This window comes from Planococcus sp. TJ-307, assembly GCF_058268435.1.
The window spans coordinates 240,190-254,519 of sequence record NZ_JBZDOJ010000002.1 but is presented as its reverse complement, the minus strand read 5'-3'; the positions used below and the strand labels follow the sequence as shown (position 1 = coordinate 254,519).

General features: G+C 42.7%; 21 protein-coding genes and 1 other annotated feature. Of the genes, 3 read left to right on the top strand and 18 right to left on the bottom strand.

Going from position 1 to position 14,330, the window contains the following annotated elements; all coding sequences use genetic code 11:
- Positions 1–9: 9 nt before the first annotated feature.
- Both AC4EHK_RS07470 and AC4EHK_RS07465 read right to left on the bottom strand, forming a co-directional pair.
- Positions 10–1,020, bottom strand: coding sequence for a S66 family peptidase (locus tag AC4EHK_RS07470; protein WP_490978167.1), 1,011 nt, complete (start codon positions 1,018–1,020; stop codon positions 10–12).
- A 20-nt stretch (positions 1,021–1,040) separates the two neighbouring features.
- Positions 1,041–1,247 carry a hypothetical protein gene (locus AC4EHK_RS07465; RefSeq protein WP_490978166.1) on the bottom strand — a complete coding sequence of 69 codons (207 nt, stop codon included), beginning with the start codon at positions 1,245–1,247 and terminating at the stop codon, positions 1,041–1,043.
- Between the two features lie 193 nt (positions 1,248–1,440).
- Here AC4EHK_RS07465 and AC4EHK_RS07460 point away from each other — a divergent pair, with 193 nt between their 5' ends.
- Positions 1,441–2,085 carry an SDR family oxidoreductase gene (locus tag AC4EHK_RS07460; RefSeq protein ID WP_490978165.1) on the top strand — a complete coding sequence of 215 codons (645 nt, stop codon included), beginning with the start codon at positions 1,441–1,443 and terminating at the stop codon, positions 2,083–2,085.
- Positions 2,086–2,263: 178 nt separating this feature from the next.
- Here the strand turns inward: AC4EHK_RS07460 and AC4EHK_RS07455 are convergent, their stop codons facing one another.
- From AC4EHK_RS07455 to AC4EHK_RS07445, 3 genes are all read right to left on the bottom strand, one after another.
- Positions 2,264–2,758 carry a hypothetical protein gene (locus AC4EHK_RS07455; protein WP_490978164.1) on the bottom strand — a complete coding sequence of 165 codons (495 nt, stop codon included), beginning with the start codon at positions 2,756–2,758 and terminating at the stop codon, positions 2,264–2,266.
- A 166-nt stretch (positions 2,759–2,924) separates the two neighbouring features.
- Positions 2,925–3,188, bottom strand: a complete 264-nt coding sequence (locus AC4EHK_RS07450) for a hypothetical protein (protein WP_490978163.1) — start codon at positions 3,186–3,188, stop codon at positions 2,925–2,927.
- A gap of 76 nt (positions 3,189–3,264) precedes the next feature.
- The gene (locus AC4EHK_RS07445; RefSeq protein ID WP_490978162.1) at positions 3,265–3,753 is read right to left on the bottom strand and encodes a cupin domain-containing protein; all 489 of its coding nucleotides are present in this window, start codon (positions 3,751–3,753) and stop codon (positions 3,265–3,267) included.
- Positions 3,754–3,870: 117 nt separating this feature from the next.
- Here AC4EHK_RS07445 and AC4EHK_RS07440 point away from each other — a divergent pair, with 117 nt between their 5' ends.
- Positions 3,871–4,671, top strand: a complete 801-nt coding sequence (locus AC4EHK_RS07440; protein ID WP_490978161.1) for a TIGR00266 family protein — start codon at positions 3,871–3,873, stop codon at positions 4,669–4,671.
- 241 nt (positions 4,672–4,912) lie between these two features.
- Here AC4EHK_RS07440 and AC4EHK_RS07435 read toward each other — a convergent pair whose 3' ends face one another.
- The gene (locus AC4EHK_RS07435) at positions 4,913–5,671 is read right to left on the bottom strand and encodes an MBL fold metallo-hydrolase (protein WP_490978160.1); all 759 of its coding nucleotides are present in this window, start codon (positions 5,669–5,671) and stop codon (positions 4,913–4,915) included.
- A gap of 193 nt (positions 5,672–5,864) precedes the next feature.
- Here AC4EHK_RS07435 and AC4EHK_RS07430 point away from each other — a divergent pair, with 193 nt between their 5' ends.
- Positions 5,865–6,386 carry a GNAT family N-acetyltransferase gene (locus AC4EHK_RS07430; RefSeq protein ID WP_490978940.1) on the top strand — a complete coding sequence of 174 codons (522 nt, stop codon included), beginning with the start codon at positions 5,865–5,867 and terminating at the stop codon, positions 6,384–6,386.
- Positions 6,387–6,437: 51 nt separating this feature from the next.
- Here AC4EHK_RS07430 and AC4EHK_RS07425 read toward each other — a convergent pair whose 3' ends face one another.
- The 12 genes from AC4EHK_RS07425 to AC4EHK_RS07370 form a co-directional block, all read right to left on the bottom strand.
- Positions 6,438–6,824, bottom strand: a complete 387-nt coding sequence (locus AC4EHK_RS07425) for a VOC family protein (RefSeq protein ID WP_490978159.1) — start codon at positions 6,822–6,824, stop codon at positions 6,438–6,440.
- 44 nt (positions 6,825–6,868) lie between these two features.
- A complete protein-coding gene (locus tag AC4EHK_RS07420) occupies positions 6,869–7,144 on the bottom strand; it encodes an ArsR/SmtB family transcription factor (protein WP_490978158.1) in 276 nt (91 codons plus the stop codon).
- A gap of 68 nt (positions 7,145–7,212) precedes the next feature.
- Positions 7,213–7,662, bottom strand: a complete 450-nt coding sequence (locus AC4EHK_RS07415) for a GNAT family N-acetyltransferase (RefSeq protein WP_490978157.1) — start codon at positions 7,660–7,662, stop codon at positions 7,213–7,215.
- A gap of 100 nt (positions 7,663–7,762) precedes the next feature.
- On the bottom strand, positions 7,763–8,302 hold the full coding sequence (locus tag AC4EHK_RS07410; protein WP_490978156.1) for a GNAT family N-acetyltransferase: 540 nt from the start codon (positions 8,300–8,302) through the stop codon (positions 7,763–7,765).
- A 33-nt stretch (positions 8,303–8,335) separates the two neighbouring features.
- A complete protein-coding gene (locus tag AC4EHK_RS07405; RefSeq protein ID WP_490978155.1) occupies positions 8,336–9,577 on the bottom strand; it encodes an MFS transporter in 1,242 nt (413 codons plus the stop codon).
- A gap of 152 nt (positions 9,578–9,729) precedes the next feature.
- Positions 9,730–10,140 (bottom strand): HIT family protein, encoded by a 411-nt coding sequence (locus AC4EHK_RS07400; protein ID WP_490978154.1) that lies wholly within the window; start codon positions 10,138–10,140, stop codon positions 9,730–9,732.
- A gap of 21 nt (positions 10,141–10,161) precedes the next feature.
- Positions 10,162–11,853, bottom strand: a complete 1,692-nt coding sequence (gene argS, locus AC4EHK_RS07395; protein ID WP_490978153.1) for an arginine--tRNA ligase — start codon at positions 11,851–11,853, stop codon at positions 10,162–10,164.
- A 55-nt stretch (positions 11,854–11,908) separates the two neighbouring features.
- Positions 11,909–12,124: a binding site (T-box leader), on the bottom strand.
- A 38-nt stretch (positions 12,125–12,162) separates the two neighbouring features.
- On the bottom strand, positions 12,163–12,600 hold the full coding sequence (locus tag AC4EHK_RS07390; RefSeq protein WP_490978152.1) for an NUDIX hydrolase: 438 nt from the start codon (positions 12,598–12,600) through the stop codon (positions 12,163–12,165).
- The gene (locus AC4EHK_RS07385; RefSeq protein WP_490978151.1) at positions 12,593–13,018 is read right to left on the bottom strand and encodes an NUDIX hydrolase; all 426 of its coding nucleotides are present in this window, start codon (positions 13,016–13,018) and stop codon (positions 12,593–12,595) included. Before AC4EHK_RS07385 ends, AC4EHK_RS07390 begins: the two co-directional genes overlap by 8 nt.
- Before the next feature lie 62 nt (positions 13,019–13,080).
- A complete protein-coding gene (locus AC4EHK_RS07380) occupies positions 13,081–13,275 on the bottom strand; it encodes a hypothetical protein (RefSeq protein WP_490978150.1) in 195 nt (64 codons plus the stop codon).
- On the bottom strand, positions 13,272–13,760 hold the full coding sequence (locus AC4EHK_RS07375; protein ID WP_490978149.1) for a hypothetical protein: 489 nt from the start codon (positions 13,758–13,760) through the stop codon (positions 13,272–13,274). The genes AC4EHK_RS07380 and AC4EHK_RS07375 overlap by 4 nt, the downstream gene beginning before the upstream one ends.
- Before the next feature lie 114 nt (positions 13,761–13,874).
- Complete coding sequence (locus AC4EHK_RS07370) at positions 13,875–14,327, bottom strand: hypothetical protein (RefSeq protein ID WP_490978148.1); 453 nt, start codon at positions 14,325–14,327, stop codon at positions 13,875–13,877.
- Positions 14,328–14,330 lie beyond the last annotated feature (3 nt).

Below are 14,330 nucleotides of genomic sequence, written 5' to 3'. Positions count from 1 at the left end.
ACATCCTTTTTAGTTGAATTTTTGAATGACAGTTCCTTTGCCGTTTGCGACTTGAATTTCTGCATAGGCGCCGTTGACAAACGTGACCTGTGGCGGCACATGCCCCAAATCAATGTCGTAAACGATGGGCAGATCTAATTCTTCCGCCAGGTCCTGGTACATCCGTTCAACTGTATAGCCTTCAACCGGCATGTTTGCAGAACTTCGGCCGAAAACAATGCCGGCACAATTCTCGAACCAGCCTGCATATTTCATTCCCGTCAGCGACCGTTTTAAATCTGCAACAGACATCTCGCAATTTTCCAGGTACCAGATGACCTTTTCACTAGGGATATGCTGTTCCCGAAACGCTTGAACGTTGCCGTACGGTGTACCAGTCAAGTTGCGAATCACGTCGATGCATCCGCCCAGCAGGCGCCCGGAGAACGTCTCTTCCCTTCCGGAAACCGTTTTCCAATTGGTCGGCTCGGTTAAATGAAAGACCACTGGCGAAGGGTTCTGATGATTCCATTCTTTTTGGAAAAGTGTTGATGATTGTTGTGCAACGGTTTCTCCCGCAGCTGTTTTAAGAACATCCGACCAGCGTCCGGTCGTATCATCGCTCTTTTCGCCGCGCAAATCCACAATGTTCGTGCCATGTGCTGTGGCAAGCCCTGTTTTCAAGGTGATGGCCAACAAGAGTACACTGAGATCTGAATACCCAAGCACCCATTTTGGCTGCATCTTCGCAAAATCCAAGTATTCCAATGTTTCAATCAGCAGTTCGCCACCCCAAGGCGGAACGATTAAATCAATCTCCGGATTGTTCATCATTTCCATAAATTCGTTGGCGCGTTTTTGTGCAGGGGCTGACTTAGCTAGTTCCTGCGTCCAAGCCGTGTCGCCGGTGACCACGTTGAATCCATTCTGTTTTTGTCGGGCGATGGCCTGTTCCAATAGATGATGCTGTTCAGGCCCCACACCGGAAGAGGTTGCGGTGATGCCGATTGTCTTGAAGGTGTTCGCAGGATAACGAATCATCCAATAGTCCCCCTTTTGGTTTAAACGAAAAAGAATAATGAAAAAATCATCGCCAGTAAAATACCGGCACCCAAACAAAACCAAAATACATAGCCGAGCATTTCCATAAAACGGCTTGGCTCTTTATCTAATCTTTTCCCTTTGAATTGTGAAAAATCAGGTGGTGTTTCTCTTTTTGCAGTTGTTTTATTATTGCTCATTGCTTTGGTTTCGGTATATGGTTCCATTGTGTTCCTCCTAGAATCGGTTAGCAGTTACTTAATAAGATATCTTTCATTATACTAAACTTAACTTGAGAATATAGTCCCCTTTTCGACTAATTGTCATTTTTCAGAATAAACTAAGCAAAGCGGAGCTTGATTTGGATTTCTCAGGGTATATGATGGATAAGTACAGAAACAATGGAAGGGGCTGATCCGGATGAAGGTGTTGGTAGTAGGGGCAAATGGACAGATTGGACGTCATTTTGTAAAAATGTTGGCGGACAGCGACGATCATATCCCAAAAGCAATGATCCGCAAAGAAGAGCAACTCAGTTTTTTTAATAGCTTAGGCGTGGAAACCGTGTTGACCAGCCTTGAAGGCAGTGTCGAAGAAATTGCGGACGCTATGAAAGACTGTGATGCCGTCGTATTTGCAGCGGGCAGCGGCGGTGCTACAGGCGCAGACAAAACCTTGCTGATTGATTTGGATGGTGCCGCCAAAACGATTGAAGCAGCTGAACAAACCGGCACCGAACGCTTCCTGATGATCAGCGCCATCAACGCCGACAAACGGGAAATGTGGAAAGAAGACATGGCCCATTACTATGTCGCCAAGCACCACGCCGATAACATTTTGCGTGCCAGTGGATTGACTTATACAATTATTCGTCCCGGCTTATTGACGAACGATCCCGGTACCGGAAAGATTTCAGCAACTGAAAATCTGGATTCGGGAGAAATTCCACGAGAAGATGTAGCCCGTGTGCTGCTGCATTCTCTTGGAAATGAGCATGTCTACAATAAAACTTTTGAAATTGTGTCTGGTGAAGACGGTATCGAGGATGCACTCAACCGTTTATAGAAGCCTTCACCTTAAAGTGGCAGCATTCACTTTAGATTAAAATTACAGGAGATTGCTGATTAGATGTGCGGTGGGGATTCCCATCTCACATCTTTTTTGAGACACCAGCTCTATCGTGTTGCCAAACATAGTATTAAGAAACATTTACAAATAGTTTAGAGGGAAACTGGAAATCCCTCTATTTTTTCATTTTCAGGCGGCTCGTTGCGAGTATTACTATCATCATTTCCAAAAAAAGTGTCCTTCCTCCGCCTCTTGTATCATTCACAGCAAGATTGCCATCCCGCAAAGCTATCTCCTTTTTATCCGCAAAAACTTCATCTGCTAAATCTGTATTGCCCGTTGTCGGAGAACAAAGCGGATGGATCCATTTTCCACCTTCTGCATTCAGGTAGTACAAGTAATTTGCATCCAGCTGACTTTCTCCCCACATAATATCTTCTTTTACCGTAATCATATTCTCATCTACACCTTTAAAACTTTTATTGACCCGGATTGTTAAAATCTTGACACTGTTGCGGTCCTTGATTTTTTCAACCGTCCCTATAATCACAGCATCGTATTCCCGGTAAGCTCTATCTGGCGAAGAAGGCTCTGCACATGAGAGTGCAAGACTTTGTGTTGGCATTAAAAAGAATAGAAATAAAGTGATAGTCATCAATGCTTTTTCCATCGAATTACCATTCCTTCTTGTCAAATTTCCCTGTACTGCTTTAGTCGAACTTAAACTCAAAAAAGTTACATAGCGCGTTATTTTTAAAACAACTTCACAAGCCTCTCTTGCTTAAACGGATGCATGCAAAAAGCACCGTTCGCAACGGTGCTTCGTAGATTATTTTTCAATTGATATTTTCACTTTGCGATACGGTTTTGACGTTTTTTATTCCCAACACCAGCTGAAACACAAAGGCAATCGAACATAAAGCGATTGCGGCATAGCCTAGTCCGCCGATAGGCGTCATTTGGAATGTCTGTATAACCAACAGCGCCATCATAAGAGCGATGCCAAAATTCACAATGTACGGCTTATCGTAGTATTTTTTGGATGCAATGCCTACAAAAATCGCTACAGCAATAATCAAAATCAATAAAAAACTGCCCATTTTTCTCCCTCACCCTTTTTCTTTGTCTATCACAAGTCTAGCATTTATCCCGGATCGCCGATAGAGCACTTGAAATTTATTCGTATGCCAGCCTTTTAATAATTTGTTCTTGTTGCGGATAGAGTTTGAGCAGTTCAGCCTGCCGCAATAATTCGAAATCTGCAAAGTCAAAGCCTGGCGAAACCATGCACCCTACCAATGAAAATGTGTTCTCCGCATCGACCGTCGATCCAAAAATACTGCCTTTTTCCACCAATACCTGCGGCCGTTCCCCTGCAGCCAAATCCAGCCCTAACTTTTCGGCCCGGTAGTTTCCATCCGCATCTAAAATATGAACGGTTACGGCATTTCCCGTATGGAAATACCACAGTTCATCAGATTTCAGCCGGTGAAAATGGGAAATGTCCTGCGACCGCAGCAAAAAGTAGATGCTGGTGTACAAGTTCCGTTCTGCCGGATGAGTCGTCAGGCTAATTTTCTGGGGTGAAACGAACGACTGTTTAAAGTAACCACCTTCCGGATGTGCTGCCATGTCCAGATGGGTAATCCAATCTTCTGCATTCATCGCGTCTCTCTCCATTCGTAAATATTTTTTCATACACAAAAATTAGTGAAACTTTCTATCTCTTTAGACGTATCCATTATATATCAAAAATACCGGTTTAACCGAGGAGGAATAGGAATGAACAATCACGAAATCGATTTTAAACTGCATGGCGATGATATGCAATTTGTGGAAGTCGAGCTCGACCCTTCAGAAACTGTTATCGCAGAAGCTGGCGCATTAATGATGATGGAAGACGGTATCGCGATGGAGACGATTTTCGGCGATGGCTCCAAAAGTTCCGGTGGCAGCGGCTTGATGGGCAAACTGATGAGTGCTGGAAAACGTGTTGTTACAGGCGAAAGCTTATTCATGACAGCATTCACCAACAAAGGAACGGGCAAACGCCACGTGTCTTTCGCAGCTCCCTATCCAGGCAAGATTATTCCGATGGACTTAAGCATGCTGAACGGCAAAATCATTTGCCAAAAAGATTCATTCTTGGCCGCCGCTAAAGGCGTTTCCATCGGTATTGAATTTCAGCGTAAACTCGGTGCAGGCTTTTTTGGGGGCGAAGGGTTTATCATGCAAAAATTAGAAGGGGATGGGCTGGCATTTGTCCATGCTGGAGGCACCATTTACCGCAAAAATCTTCAAAAAGGCGAAGTGCTCCGAGTTGATACTGGCTGTTTAGTCGCTATGACCGGTGATGTCGATTACAATATCGAAACAGTTCCAGGAATCAAAACCGCCTTGTTTGGCGGCGAAGGCTTGTTTTTTGCAACACTTCGCGGCCCCGGCAGTGTATGGATTCAATCAATGCCGTTTAGCCGCCTGGCTAGTCGCGTGTTTGCGGCAGCTCCGCAAAACCCTGCAGGCCGTTCACAAGGTGAAGGCAGTGCCGCCGGTGGATTGTTTGACCTACTGGGTGGAAGATAATATTTCCAGCTGTGAGTCATGCCATAAAGAAAGCAAAGCCAAAAAGCGTCTACTCTTTCCTGATCAAGGATAGGAGTAGACGCTTTTTGGCTTTTATAAATACAGTAATAGTGAATAATGCACTAATGTAACGGGATTTAAATACACAATTTCCCTAAATATTCGAAACGGCTAAAGGATTGACAAATTAATGTAATCATAGAAATTTTAGTTTCTAATGGACTTAGTAGCTGTAGCTGCTTTAAAAAGTATACGTTTCTCCATCATCCGGAACTATTAGATGTTCAGACATTCCTTTTTCATCTGCAAAGCTTTTCAATTCTTCTCTTGATAGAGCCCAATGATTGACTGCCTCCATATGAACAGCCATGATTTTAGCACTCGGAGCTCCTTCAAAAACAGAGTGGACATCCTCTTTCCCCATGACCAATGAACCACCTTCCAGAAATTGATTGTCTCCGGCATTCAGCACAATCACTTCTGGGCGGTGTTTCGTTAGTTCATCCTGGATTGCCTGGTACCAAACCGTGTCACCTGCAACATACAAGGTTTTTTCATCAGGATGGTTGAATACTACACCGCATACCAGGCCGATACGCTTGAGGACGTCACCTCTCCCGTGCTCGCCTTTTGTTTTAGTCAATTGAATCTCTTCGAAGACCGTATGTTCCTGTAAAACTTCTACATTATCGAAGCCGGCTTTTTGAATTTCATAAGCATCTTCTTTATTTTGAGTATATAGCTTAATTTTTTTTGGCAATGCTTCTTTTGCAGCATCGTCCCAGTGATCCAAGTGCAAATGCGTCACAATCACGGCGTCAACATCTACGATATGTTCAATGGCAACTGGCAAATCAATCAACGGATTTTTTTGATCTTGTCTGGCCGAATTCGCAAAAGGCGGATACGTACCCTTTGGTGCTAAAAATGGATCAATTAAAAATTTTTTGCCCGCGTATTCAACGATTAACGTTGCGTTTCGGATATGTTGGATTTTCAAATAGACAACTCCTTTTACTGTAATGTCTCAGTGTACATGTTCTTTGAAATTAGACAGTTTAATCCCATACCGGCTACTAATCATCAGTATACTATTTTTTCATTAAGCGGAAAACTTTTGCGTTCGCCCAGATTGTTGAGACTATTCCATGTTATTATTTATAAACTAATACAAAATCAGGAAGGATGAAATGATGCATATACGCAAAGCAACAATAGAAGATGCTTCAGGCATCGCTAAAGTTCACGTAGATAGTTGGAGAACGACTTACCAAGGCATTATGCCAAGCAGCTTTCTCGACCGACTGTCCTATGAAAAACGAACAGCTTTATGGGAAAGCAATATCGGAAGAATAGAAGACTACGTGGCAGTTGCTGAAACCAGCAGCGGCGACATTATCGGCTTTGGCACTGCTTCGAAAAGAGATACCAATACAGTGGAGAGATCTGGAGATTTAACTTCCATCTATTTGCTTGAAGCTTATCAAGGCCAAGGAATTGGAAAAATGCTGCTTAAGGCGCTGTTTCTGCATTTTAAGAAATTAGGTTATGAAAAGATTTTTGTGGAGGTATTGGAAGACAATAAAACTAAGTATTTTTACGAATATTATGGAGCGAAGCTAGTGAACAAAATTCAGCTGAACTACGACGAGAAAATACTGAACGAATTGATATACGAGTGGGAAAATCTAAATAAGGTATTGGAGAAACTCTAAATCGCTACAAAAAACCACCCTCAGCTGAAGGCGGTTTTATTTTTACCATTTTTAAAGCATTTGCGCAAGTTGAATTAAGTTCCCGCAGGTGTCGTCGAGCACAGCAATTTTGACGTTGCCCATTTCTGTTGGTTCTACCGTGAAGCTTACACCCTTTTCAAGCAATTGTTCATACTCGCTTTGGACATCTTCCACGCCAAACATGGTAGCTGGAACACCTTCCTCAAAAATCTTTTGTTGATATTCTTTTGCAGCAGGATGAGCGTTCGGTTCGAGCACAAGCTCGGTTCCCCGTAGATGATTGGGAGAAACAACCGTGATCCACCTGAACTCCCCCATTGGGATGTCGTGCTTTTTGACAAAGCCAAGGGTTTCCGAATAAAACTCCAAAGCCTTGTCCTGATCTTCGACAAATAAACTGGTTACAATAATATCCATACTGTTTGCCTCCTTCATTAGAGATGGTTTCCATGTCACGACTCTTACCTGATCCATCCTTCCAGCAAGTTTTCTAATGGTTCTTTGTCGAAAGTCAGAACCCGATACTTCCCCTTTTTCGTAGACTTTACCAGCCCCGCTTCATCTAACAGGGAAAGGTGCTTTGCGATTGCCTGCCTGGTAATTGTAAGATGGTGTTTCGTAATGAGACGAACGGTCAGTTCATACAAAGTCATTTCATTGCGTTCGGACAGTTCGTCCAATATCAAACGCCTCGTTGAGTCGTTGAGTGCTTTGAATATTGCATCTTTATTATCCATACACCCATTATAAGCAACCTTTTAGTTGCATGTCAAGTGAATAAAAAGACCGATATTCGGTCTTAACGCTACTTGTTCTTTTGCCAATAAATCATACCGTCATGTTCGTTCGTCCTTTTCATCCCCATCTTTTCCAACACCCTTATCGATCCAATGTTATCTGAATTTGCTTCTGCAACGATCTTTTCAACTAGATTTGTTTTGAACGCCCATTCTAAGAGTCCCTCAACTGCTTCTGTCGCATAGCCCATTCCCCAATAAGGTTCCAAAAATCCGTAGCCCACTTCGGCTTTCTTATTGGAGGTTGGCTTGCCTTTAAAACCCGCGTCCCCAAGTATCAAACCATCAGATTTTCGGAACACGAGCCAGCTTCCCCAACCGTCTATTGTCGGATCTTCCGCCAGTTGCCCGAGGTGATTTTTAACTTGATCGCCATTTTTGTAATTTTGTTCTTCCATTATTTGGAGAAATTTGCTGTCACATGAAACAATCTTTAATCGCTTTGTTTCAATTTTCATTTTTAATCCCCCACTTAATAGCCTACGTTGTAACGAGTCAATCATAAATAGCAACGTCAAGAGTATGCCTCATAACGTATGGGTTTAACTCCTAGATAAACTATATATTTTCATTAATCCTGCCCATCAAAATGGTATCATAATAGTTTCCATCAGAAAGAAGTTTATCGTCCTTTAAAATTCCTTCTACTTCAAAATCAAGTTTTTCATACAAATTGATCGCTTTCGCATTGGTTTCAAGGACCCTCAAATTTATCTTTCTGATGCCAACAGTATCTGCCCATCGAATGGATTCAGCTAACAAACGCCCTCCGATACCATGTCCCCAAAATGCTTTCAGCACCCCGACCCCAAATTCAGTTTGATGAGAAGTCCTCTTCAGATCGTTTCCAGTACATCTGGAAAATGCAACGAGCTGTCCAGTTGCTTCAGCCACCAAAAAAAGACTATTTTTACTGGCTCTATCTCTTTCGATCAATCTTCTAAACCCTTCGTCATCTATGTATGCTTCTCCCTGTTCTCGATCCAAATTTTCGGTTTCCCCGTCTATCTGCAGCCTGAGTTCAGCTAGACTGCCAGCATCGCTTTGACGGGCCGTCCGGATTGTATAGGATGCAAAATCTTTGGATGCAATCTCCATTCGTCCTCTCCGCCTTTCTGATTGCTATTTGCTTCATGCAAATTCCTCATTGCTTTCCTCTTCCTCTTCGTACCAGCCGGAATGCTCTGGGTTTAACACAGCGATCGTATAAACAACAGCCAGCAGCAACATCAGGACAGCCAGTGAGCCGATTGTCAGCTTTAACGAAATCCAATCCGCCAAAAAGCCGATCAGCAAGATAAAAAAGATTTGAAAAACACTTTGGATCAATCCAAAAATGCTCGTTACCCTGCCCATGACTCGAATGGGAACATTGTTCTGATAAAATGTGGCAATCCCTGCATTCAAAAACACATTAAAAAATCCTAGGACGACAAAGCCAACAGCAACCGAAGCAAATGACCAGGAAAATGCGTACACAACATAACCAACCGTCATCATCAGCAGGCCCACAACAATCATGGAGCGGATGGATAGTTTATTGGCAAACACCGAAAGCAAAAAGGCGCCGAGCACAGAACCCATTCCCGTAATGCTGATGAGCAAGCTGTATTCCACTTCAGACAACCCAACAACTTCTTGAATGAATACCACTTCCTGGACGTCCATCGCAAAAGAAAACAGCATGACAGCCAGAAACCCCAAGTAAATCATGGAGACATATTTCTTTTCTGCCATAAAATCCACTACAACGGAAAAATCACTGGCAATTTGCTTGAGCGTTAAAGCAGGAATCTTATCCGCTTTAGTTTTTTCTGTTTCCGGCAACATGGCCAGAAGAGCAGCCGCTGCTAAGAAGAACACAGCGTTCAACCACAAAGTTATCGATATACTGGTCAGCAAAATAAGCGAACCGCCTATCGCCGGTCCGATAATAAATGCTCCAGAAGAAGTGAATGACCGCAACGAATTGAACCGTTTGCGCTTTTGCGGTTCTACAAGCATGGTCACGAGGGTCATGGATGCCGGTCCAAAAAATGCTTTGGCAATGCTGAGCAGTACAAGAACTGAATAGATCCCCAATAAATTAGGCATAAACGGAATCAACGCAATGAAACCTGCACGCAAAATAAAGGTTGCCAAGACAATTTTTTTCTTGCTTCGGTAGTCAATAAAACTGCCCGTCCAAAACTTCATCACAATATTGGTCAAAGGGCTGACCACCCACAGTCCCGCTACAGCCGCTGCAGATCCCGTCATTTGGTAGACAATGAGGTTGATGGCGATGAGGTAGACAAAGTCACCGATACCGGCAACGCCCAATGACCCAAGCAGAATGGCCGGCGTTTTCCATTCTTTTATCTTTTGCTTCACCCTCACTCCTCCTTTGGATAGAAACTGCAATGCCTATGCAACCGTTTATTTCTTGATGCATCCATAAAGTGATTTTTCTGATAGATAACTAGTATATCATTTTTATATTCCATAATAAGTAATTTCTAAGAGAGCACTCTCCTTTAGTTGTGCTATAAATTTTCTTTCGTTCGTTTGTTTTCGGGTTTTTTCAGCCAGTGGCGAAGTCCTTTTCCAGCTAACGGTTCATCGCTATACCGAGGAATGACATGAAAATGGCTGTGTTTGACCGATTGATTGGACGCATCTCCCACGTTCCAGCCTAGCGTAAAACCATCTGGAGCAAACTTCGCCTCCAAGTATTCCTTGGCTAGATGCAGCAAGTCATATGTGTCGCTCCATTCCTCTTTTGTCAAATCAAATGTCGTGACACGGTGCAGCTTCGGCACAATCACCCCACTGCCTTCCAGCACCTCCTGCTCGTTGTCATGCTGTAGAAAAAAGCAGGTTTGGTTTTCAAATACGATCTGTTGGTTATGATCTTTGTTGGGATTGCAAAATGGACAATCGGTTTTGTAAGACATGTTTTTCCGCCTTCCTCTCCTCTACATTTTTTCAGGCGCTTTTATGCCGAGCAGCCTCAATCCTTCTTTTAAAACGATGGTGACAGCTTGAACCAATGCCAGCCTCTCCTCTAGTTCTTCGTCGGCATTCAGGATTTTCACATGTGCATAGTACGCATTAAATTCCTGAGACAATAAAATCAGGTATTTAGCCAGCTGCGACGGCTCTGTGTTCTCAAAGCTTTTGGCAATGACCTTTGGAAATGCCAACAAAAGCTTGATGATGGGCCAGCTATCGGAATCTCTTAGTCCAGTCGGTTTCAATAGATCCAGATCATAAGATGATTTCATTAATATGGAGCAGGCTCTTGCATGGGTATACTGGACATAAGGTCCGGTTGCCCCTTCAAACTTCAGCATGTCGGTCAGCGAAAACTCAATATTGTTTTGGCGTTCGTTTTTTAAATCATGGAAGAGGATTGCTCCAACGCCAACCATTTTCGCAACCGCTGTTTTATCCGGCAATGCCGCATTTTTTTCTTCAATATTTTGTTCCGCAAGCTTGATAGCGTCTCCAATCACTTGCTCGAGCAGCACAATCCCGCCTTTTCTGGTCGACATCTTCTTGCCGTCTTTTAAAATAAAACCAAACGAGACATGCTTCATCTCTTGCTGCCACTCAAACCCCAGTTTTTCCAGCACCAACGACAATTGCTGAAAATGCAAGGTCTGTTCTTGTCCTACAACATAAAGCGATTGATCGAACTGATAGTTTCGTTTTCTGAATAATGCTGCGGCTAAATCACGTGTGCCATATAGAGTGGCACCGTCGCTTTTTCTGATGAGAAATGGCGGCAAGCTATAGTCACTCAAATCGACCACCTCCGCACCATTGGACTGAACCAGCAATTGTTTTGCTCGAAGCAGCTCCACCACTTCATCCATTTTATCGTTGTAAAAAGCCTCTCCCTCATTGGAATCAAAATCAATGTCCAGCAGCTGATAGATTTTATTGAACTCCTGTAGTGATTCATCCCGAAACCATGTCCATAGTTTTTGAGCTTCTTCGTTTCCATTTTCGAGTTTTTTAAACCACAGCCTGGCTTCACTTTCCAGTTCTGGACTGTTTCCAACTTCCTCATGGAATTTCACATAAAGCTTCAGGAGCTCACTGATGGGCGCATCCCTAACTTCCTGCTCACTTCCCCACAACTTGTAAGCCGTAATCAGTTTGCCGAATTGAGTTCCCCAATCTCCCAGGTGATTGATCCGAACCGCTTTATAGCCGCATTTTTCTGAGAGAAGTGCCAGCGAATTGCCAATCACCGTTGAACGCAGATGGCCCATTGAAAACGGCTTGGCGATATTAGGCGAAGAGAAATCCAAAGTTACGGTCTTTGACTGACCCATCACTGAAGAGCCGTAGTCCGACTGGATGTGCAATATATTTTTTAATACCTCTCCGCTAACAAAAGATTTATGGTAAAAACAATTTACATACGGTCCCTCTGCCACAACTCGTTCAAACAGTGGGTTGGAAATTCTTGCGGCCAGCTGTTCGGCGATTGAATCGGGCGACTTTCTCATACTTTTTGCCAATGTAAAACAAGGAAAAGCCAAGTCTCCCTGCTTGTCGAACTTTGGCTGTTCCATCAAATTCATGATTTCATCGAATTTAACCCCTCCATCTAACGCCAAAGCAATTTCCTCAGCATAGGTTTTTACTAATTCCATATTTACATCCCCCTTTTTTAAATAAAACAAAAAAGCCCGCCTCTGCATAATTAAATACAGAGACGGGCTTTCCCGCGGTACCACTCTTTTTGTTCAAGATTACTTGAACCGGCTCAAAATTGATAACGGGATTTCCCGGCAATACCCTACTAATTAGGTTCAGGCAGCTTCTCAGAAGTGCGCTTCGTCGCAACAAACACAATCAGGCTTCCACTATCCCTGAATCGCTGGCGTGTTAATTTGCGATTACTCTCTTCATCATCGAATGTGCATATTTTTCAGTTATCATAGCGCACCAAAAAAATTAAGTCAACCACGATTTACATAATTAGAATTTTTTTCCTTATTATCCTTAAAAAAAGACAGGAGCATTTCCAAATCTTCGGGGTAATCATGCTGCATTGCCAACAACTCATCATAGGTTTTCCAGGCAACTTCGGTGATTTCTTCATCTGGGTCTGCATAAGCAAGTTGTCCATCCGTCATCCGGCAAAGAAAATAATAAGTGGTTACCTTATAATGGCCGATATGGACGTTCTTGGTGTAAACAGACTTTTCGACTTCAACCGTGAACCCTGTTTCTTCCCAAACCTCTCTTGCACATGCCTGTTCAGGGCTCTCGCCTTTTTCAATTTCGCCTGATGGCACACTCCACCCTTTAGTTTCTTTTTCTTTCACCATCAGCATTTTATTTTTCACCATCACAATGCCAGCTGCTCCATTCCATATAATTCTTTCGTTAGCCACTTAACAAATTCCCTTCCGACTGAATTTTTTCAGCAATCTTTTTTGGAATAATATTTATGGAATCCAATTCGTCAAAATCCACCCATAACGGCAAATACGTCCCCCTGTTTCGATCAGGATCTATGTATTCTTCTCCACTGCCTGAACCAAAATTCCCGCCCCTTATTTCTGCCAGAAAAAAGTACTGGATGCCGTTGAAATTGATGCGATCAATACAACGAAGAACCTTGACTTCCAGTCCAAGTTCTTCCATTGCTTCTCGTTCAGCTGCCTTCTCCGGGGTTTCTCCTGGTTCTACTCCACCACCTGGGAAAACGTAATACGTGCTTCCATTTCTCACACGTTTGATCAGCGCTACTTTATTATTTTGAATAAGGATAATTGCTCCGCGTTCTCTCATTAAAATACCTGCTTTCATGGCTGTTCTCCAGTTGGACTTAGCGCAAGAAACTAACTGGCTGAAGAGCATTAGCAAATTTACTATTTATTATTCTCTCTATTTTCAATGATTTTCATCGATACCAATCCCATCAAGCCAGCAATGGCGATGCTGTACATAATTGTTTTTTGAGTTTCGCCCCATGTAGTTGCTAAGGATATAAGGAGCAAGATCAATAACAAACCATAACTCACATAACTTTGCATTTTCTTGAATTCCTTTCTTTCTGCTGTCACGTAATCAGTCTTTTCTTCCCTCTCAGGAAACTCCAGATGGTTCCGATTAGGAAACAACATGCCACTGCCAACATAAATGTCAGTGGATTGAAAAACGGGTGTTTGGAAAAGACGTTAAATAAAGCGAATTGTTGTGAATTGCTGTAGGCATCCTTTGCAGCAACGATATAATTGCGATATTCGTGAGCTCTGCTAAAGGTAATCCATAAAACGGCTAAAATAAAGCTAGTGCTGATCAGAAGGCCAAGTAACTTTCCCTTTTGGCTTAGCCATTTGTCGGCAGCACGCATCGACAACTCGATTGTTCCATACAAAAAATAAAGAATAAACGGCATTCCAACCGCCAAAATAAAGAAGGCAGGATTGCCGTTGCTGCCGCGAAAGTCATCATCCCTTACAGGTTCAGTCATATAATTCATTCCATAGAACGCTGCAATGGTCATTAATACAGAAACGACATACAAGAAAATGAGTATTTTATGCACCAAGCACATCACCCGCTCTGATTTTAATTGTTATCTGGTTATATTCTCCATTTGTTCAATAATTCCTTTCCATATTTCTGCCGTTAATCTTTCCCAAAGAAAAAAAGCTTATCGCTAAGCTTCTTTTCTCACACTATACATGAGTTGAATTGTTTCTTTATTTTGGGGTACGATCAATATTTGCTCTGCTTCAAGCGATTTTTTGGAAGCAATAAACAAGAAGGCGGCCGGAACAAATGTAAAAAGAGAAAAAACACCGGCCATTGCAAGAAACCCAGCAGCTACAGAAGTATGATTTTCAACTGTAAAAAAACCGATTAAACTAAGGAATAGCGCAATTAGGAGCATGAAGAATGGATAGATCAGAACCTCTTTCGCAAATTTGACAGCATGATCCGCGAATTCTTCAGCTGAAAGGGTGGCTTCTCCTCTGCTCAAATCCTGCTGCACTTTTGAGTCGTGCTGAAACACCTCAATTAAGATACCTTGAACCAAATGATTTTTTTCAAGTGAGTTCGAAAAATGTCCAAAACTTGCTGCACATATACTCAGCAGCACAATAGACAACAA

Excerpts from the sequence above, each read along its gene's own strand:
- argS (WP_490978153.1), bottom strand. The coding sequence starts at position 11,853 with ATGGAATTAGTAAAAACCTATGCTGAGGAAATTGCTTTGGCGTTAGAT.
- AC4EHK_RS07415 (WP_490978157.1), bottom strand. The coding sequence starts at position 7,662 with ATGAAAATTGAAACAAAGCGATTAAAGATTGTTTCATGTGACAGCAAA.
- AC4EHK_RS07455 (WP_490978164.1), bottom strand. The coding sequence starts at position 2,758 with ATGGAAAAAGCATTGATGACTATCACTTTATTTCTATTCTTTTTAATG.
- AC4EHK_RS07410 (WP_490978156.1), bottom strand. The coding sequence starts at position 8,302 with ATGGAGATTGCATCCAAAGATTTTGCATCCTATACAATCCGGACGGCC.
- AC4EHK_RS07445 (WP_490978162.1), bottom strand. The coding sequence starts at position 3,753 with ATGAATGCAGAAGATTGGATTACCCATCTGGACATGGCAGCACATCCG.
- AC4EHK_RS07450 (WP_490978163.1), bottom strand. The coding sequence starts at position 3,188 with ATGGGCAGTTTTTTATTGATTTTGATTATTGCTGTAGCGATTTTTGTA.
- AC4EHK_RS07385 (WP_490978151.1), bottom strand. The coding sequence starts at position 13,018 with ATGAAAGCAGGTATTTTAATGAGAGAACGCGGAGCAATTATCCTTATT.
- AC4EHK_RS07430 (WP_490978940.1), top strand. The coding sequence starts at position 5,865 with ATGCATATACGCAAAGCAACAATAGAAGATGCTTCAGGCATCGCTAAA.
- AC4EHK_RS07425 (WP_490978159.1), bottom strand. The coding sequence starts at position 6,824 with ATGGATATTATTGTAACCAGTTTATTTGTCGAAGATCAGGACAAGGCT.
- AC4EHK_RS07460 (WP_490978165.1), top strand. The coding sequence starts at position 1,441 with ATGAAGGTGTTGGTAGTAGGGGCAAATGGACAGATTGGACGTCATTTT.
- AC4EHK_RS07470 (WP_490978167.1), bottom strand. The coding sequence starts at position 1,020 with ATGATTCGTTATCCTGCGAACACCTTCAAGACAATCGGCATCACCGCA.
- AC4EHK_RS07465 (WP_490978166.1), bottom strand. The coding sequence starts at position 1,247 with ATGGAACCATATACCGAAACCAAAGCAATGAGCAATAATAAAACAACT.
- AC4EHK_RS07440 (WP_490978161.1), top strand. The coding sequence starts at position 3,871 with ATGAACAATCACGAAATCGATTTTAAACTGCATGGCGATGATATGCAA.
- AC4EHK_RS07420 (WP_490978158.1), bottom strand. The coding sequence starts at position 7,144 with ATGGATAATAAAGATGCAATATTCAAAGCACTCAACGACTCAACGAGG.
- AC4EHK_RS07400 (WP_490978154.1), bottom strand. The coding sequence starts at position 10,140 with ATGTCTTACAAAACCGATTGTCCATTTTGCAATCCCAACAAAGATCAT.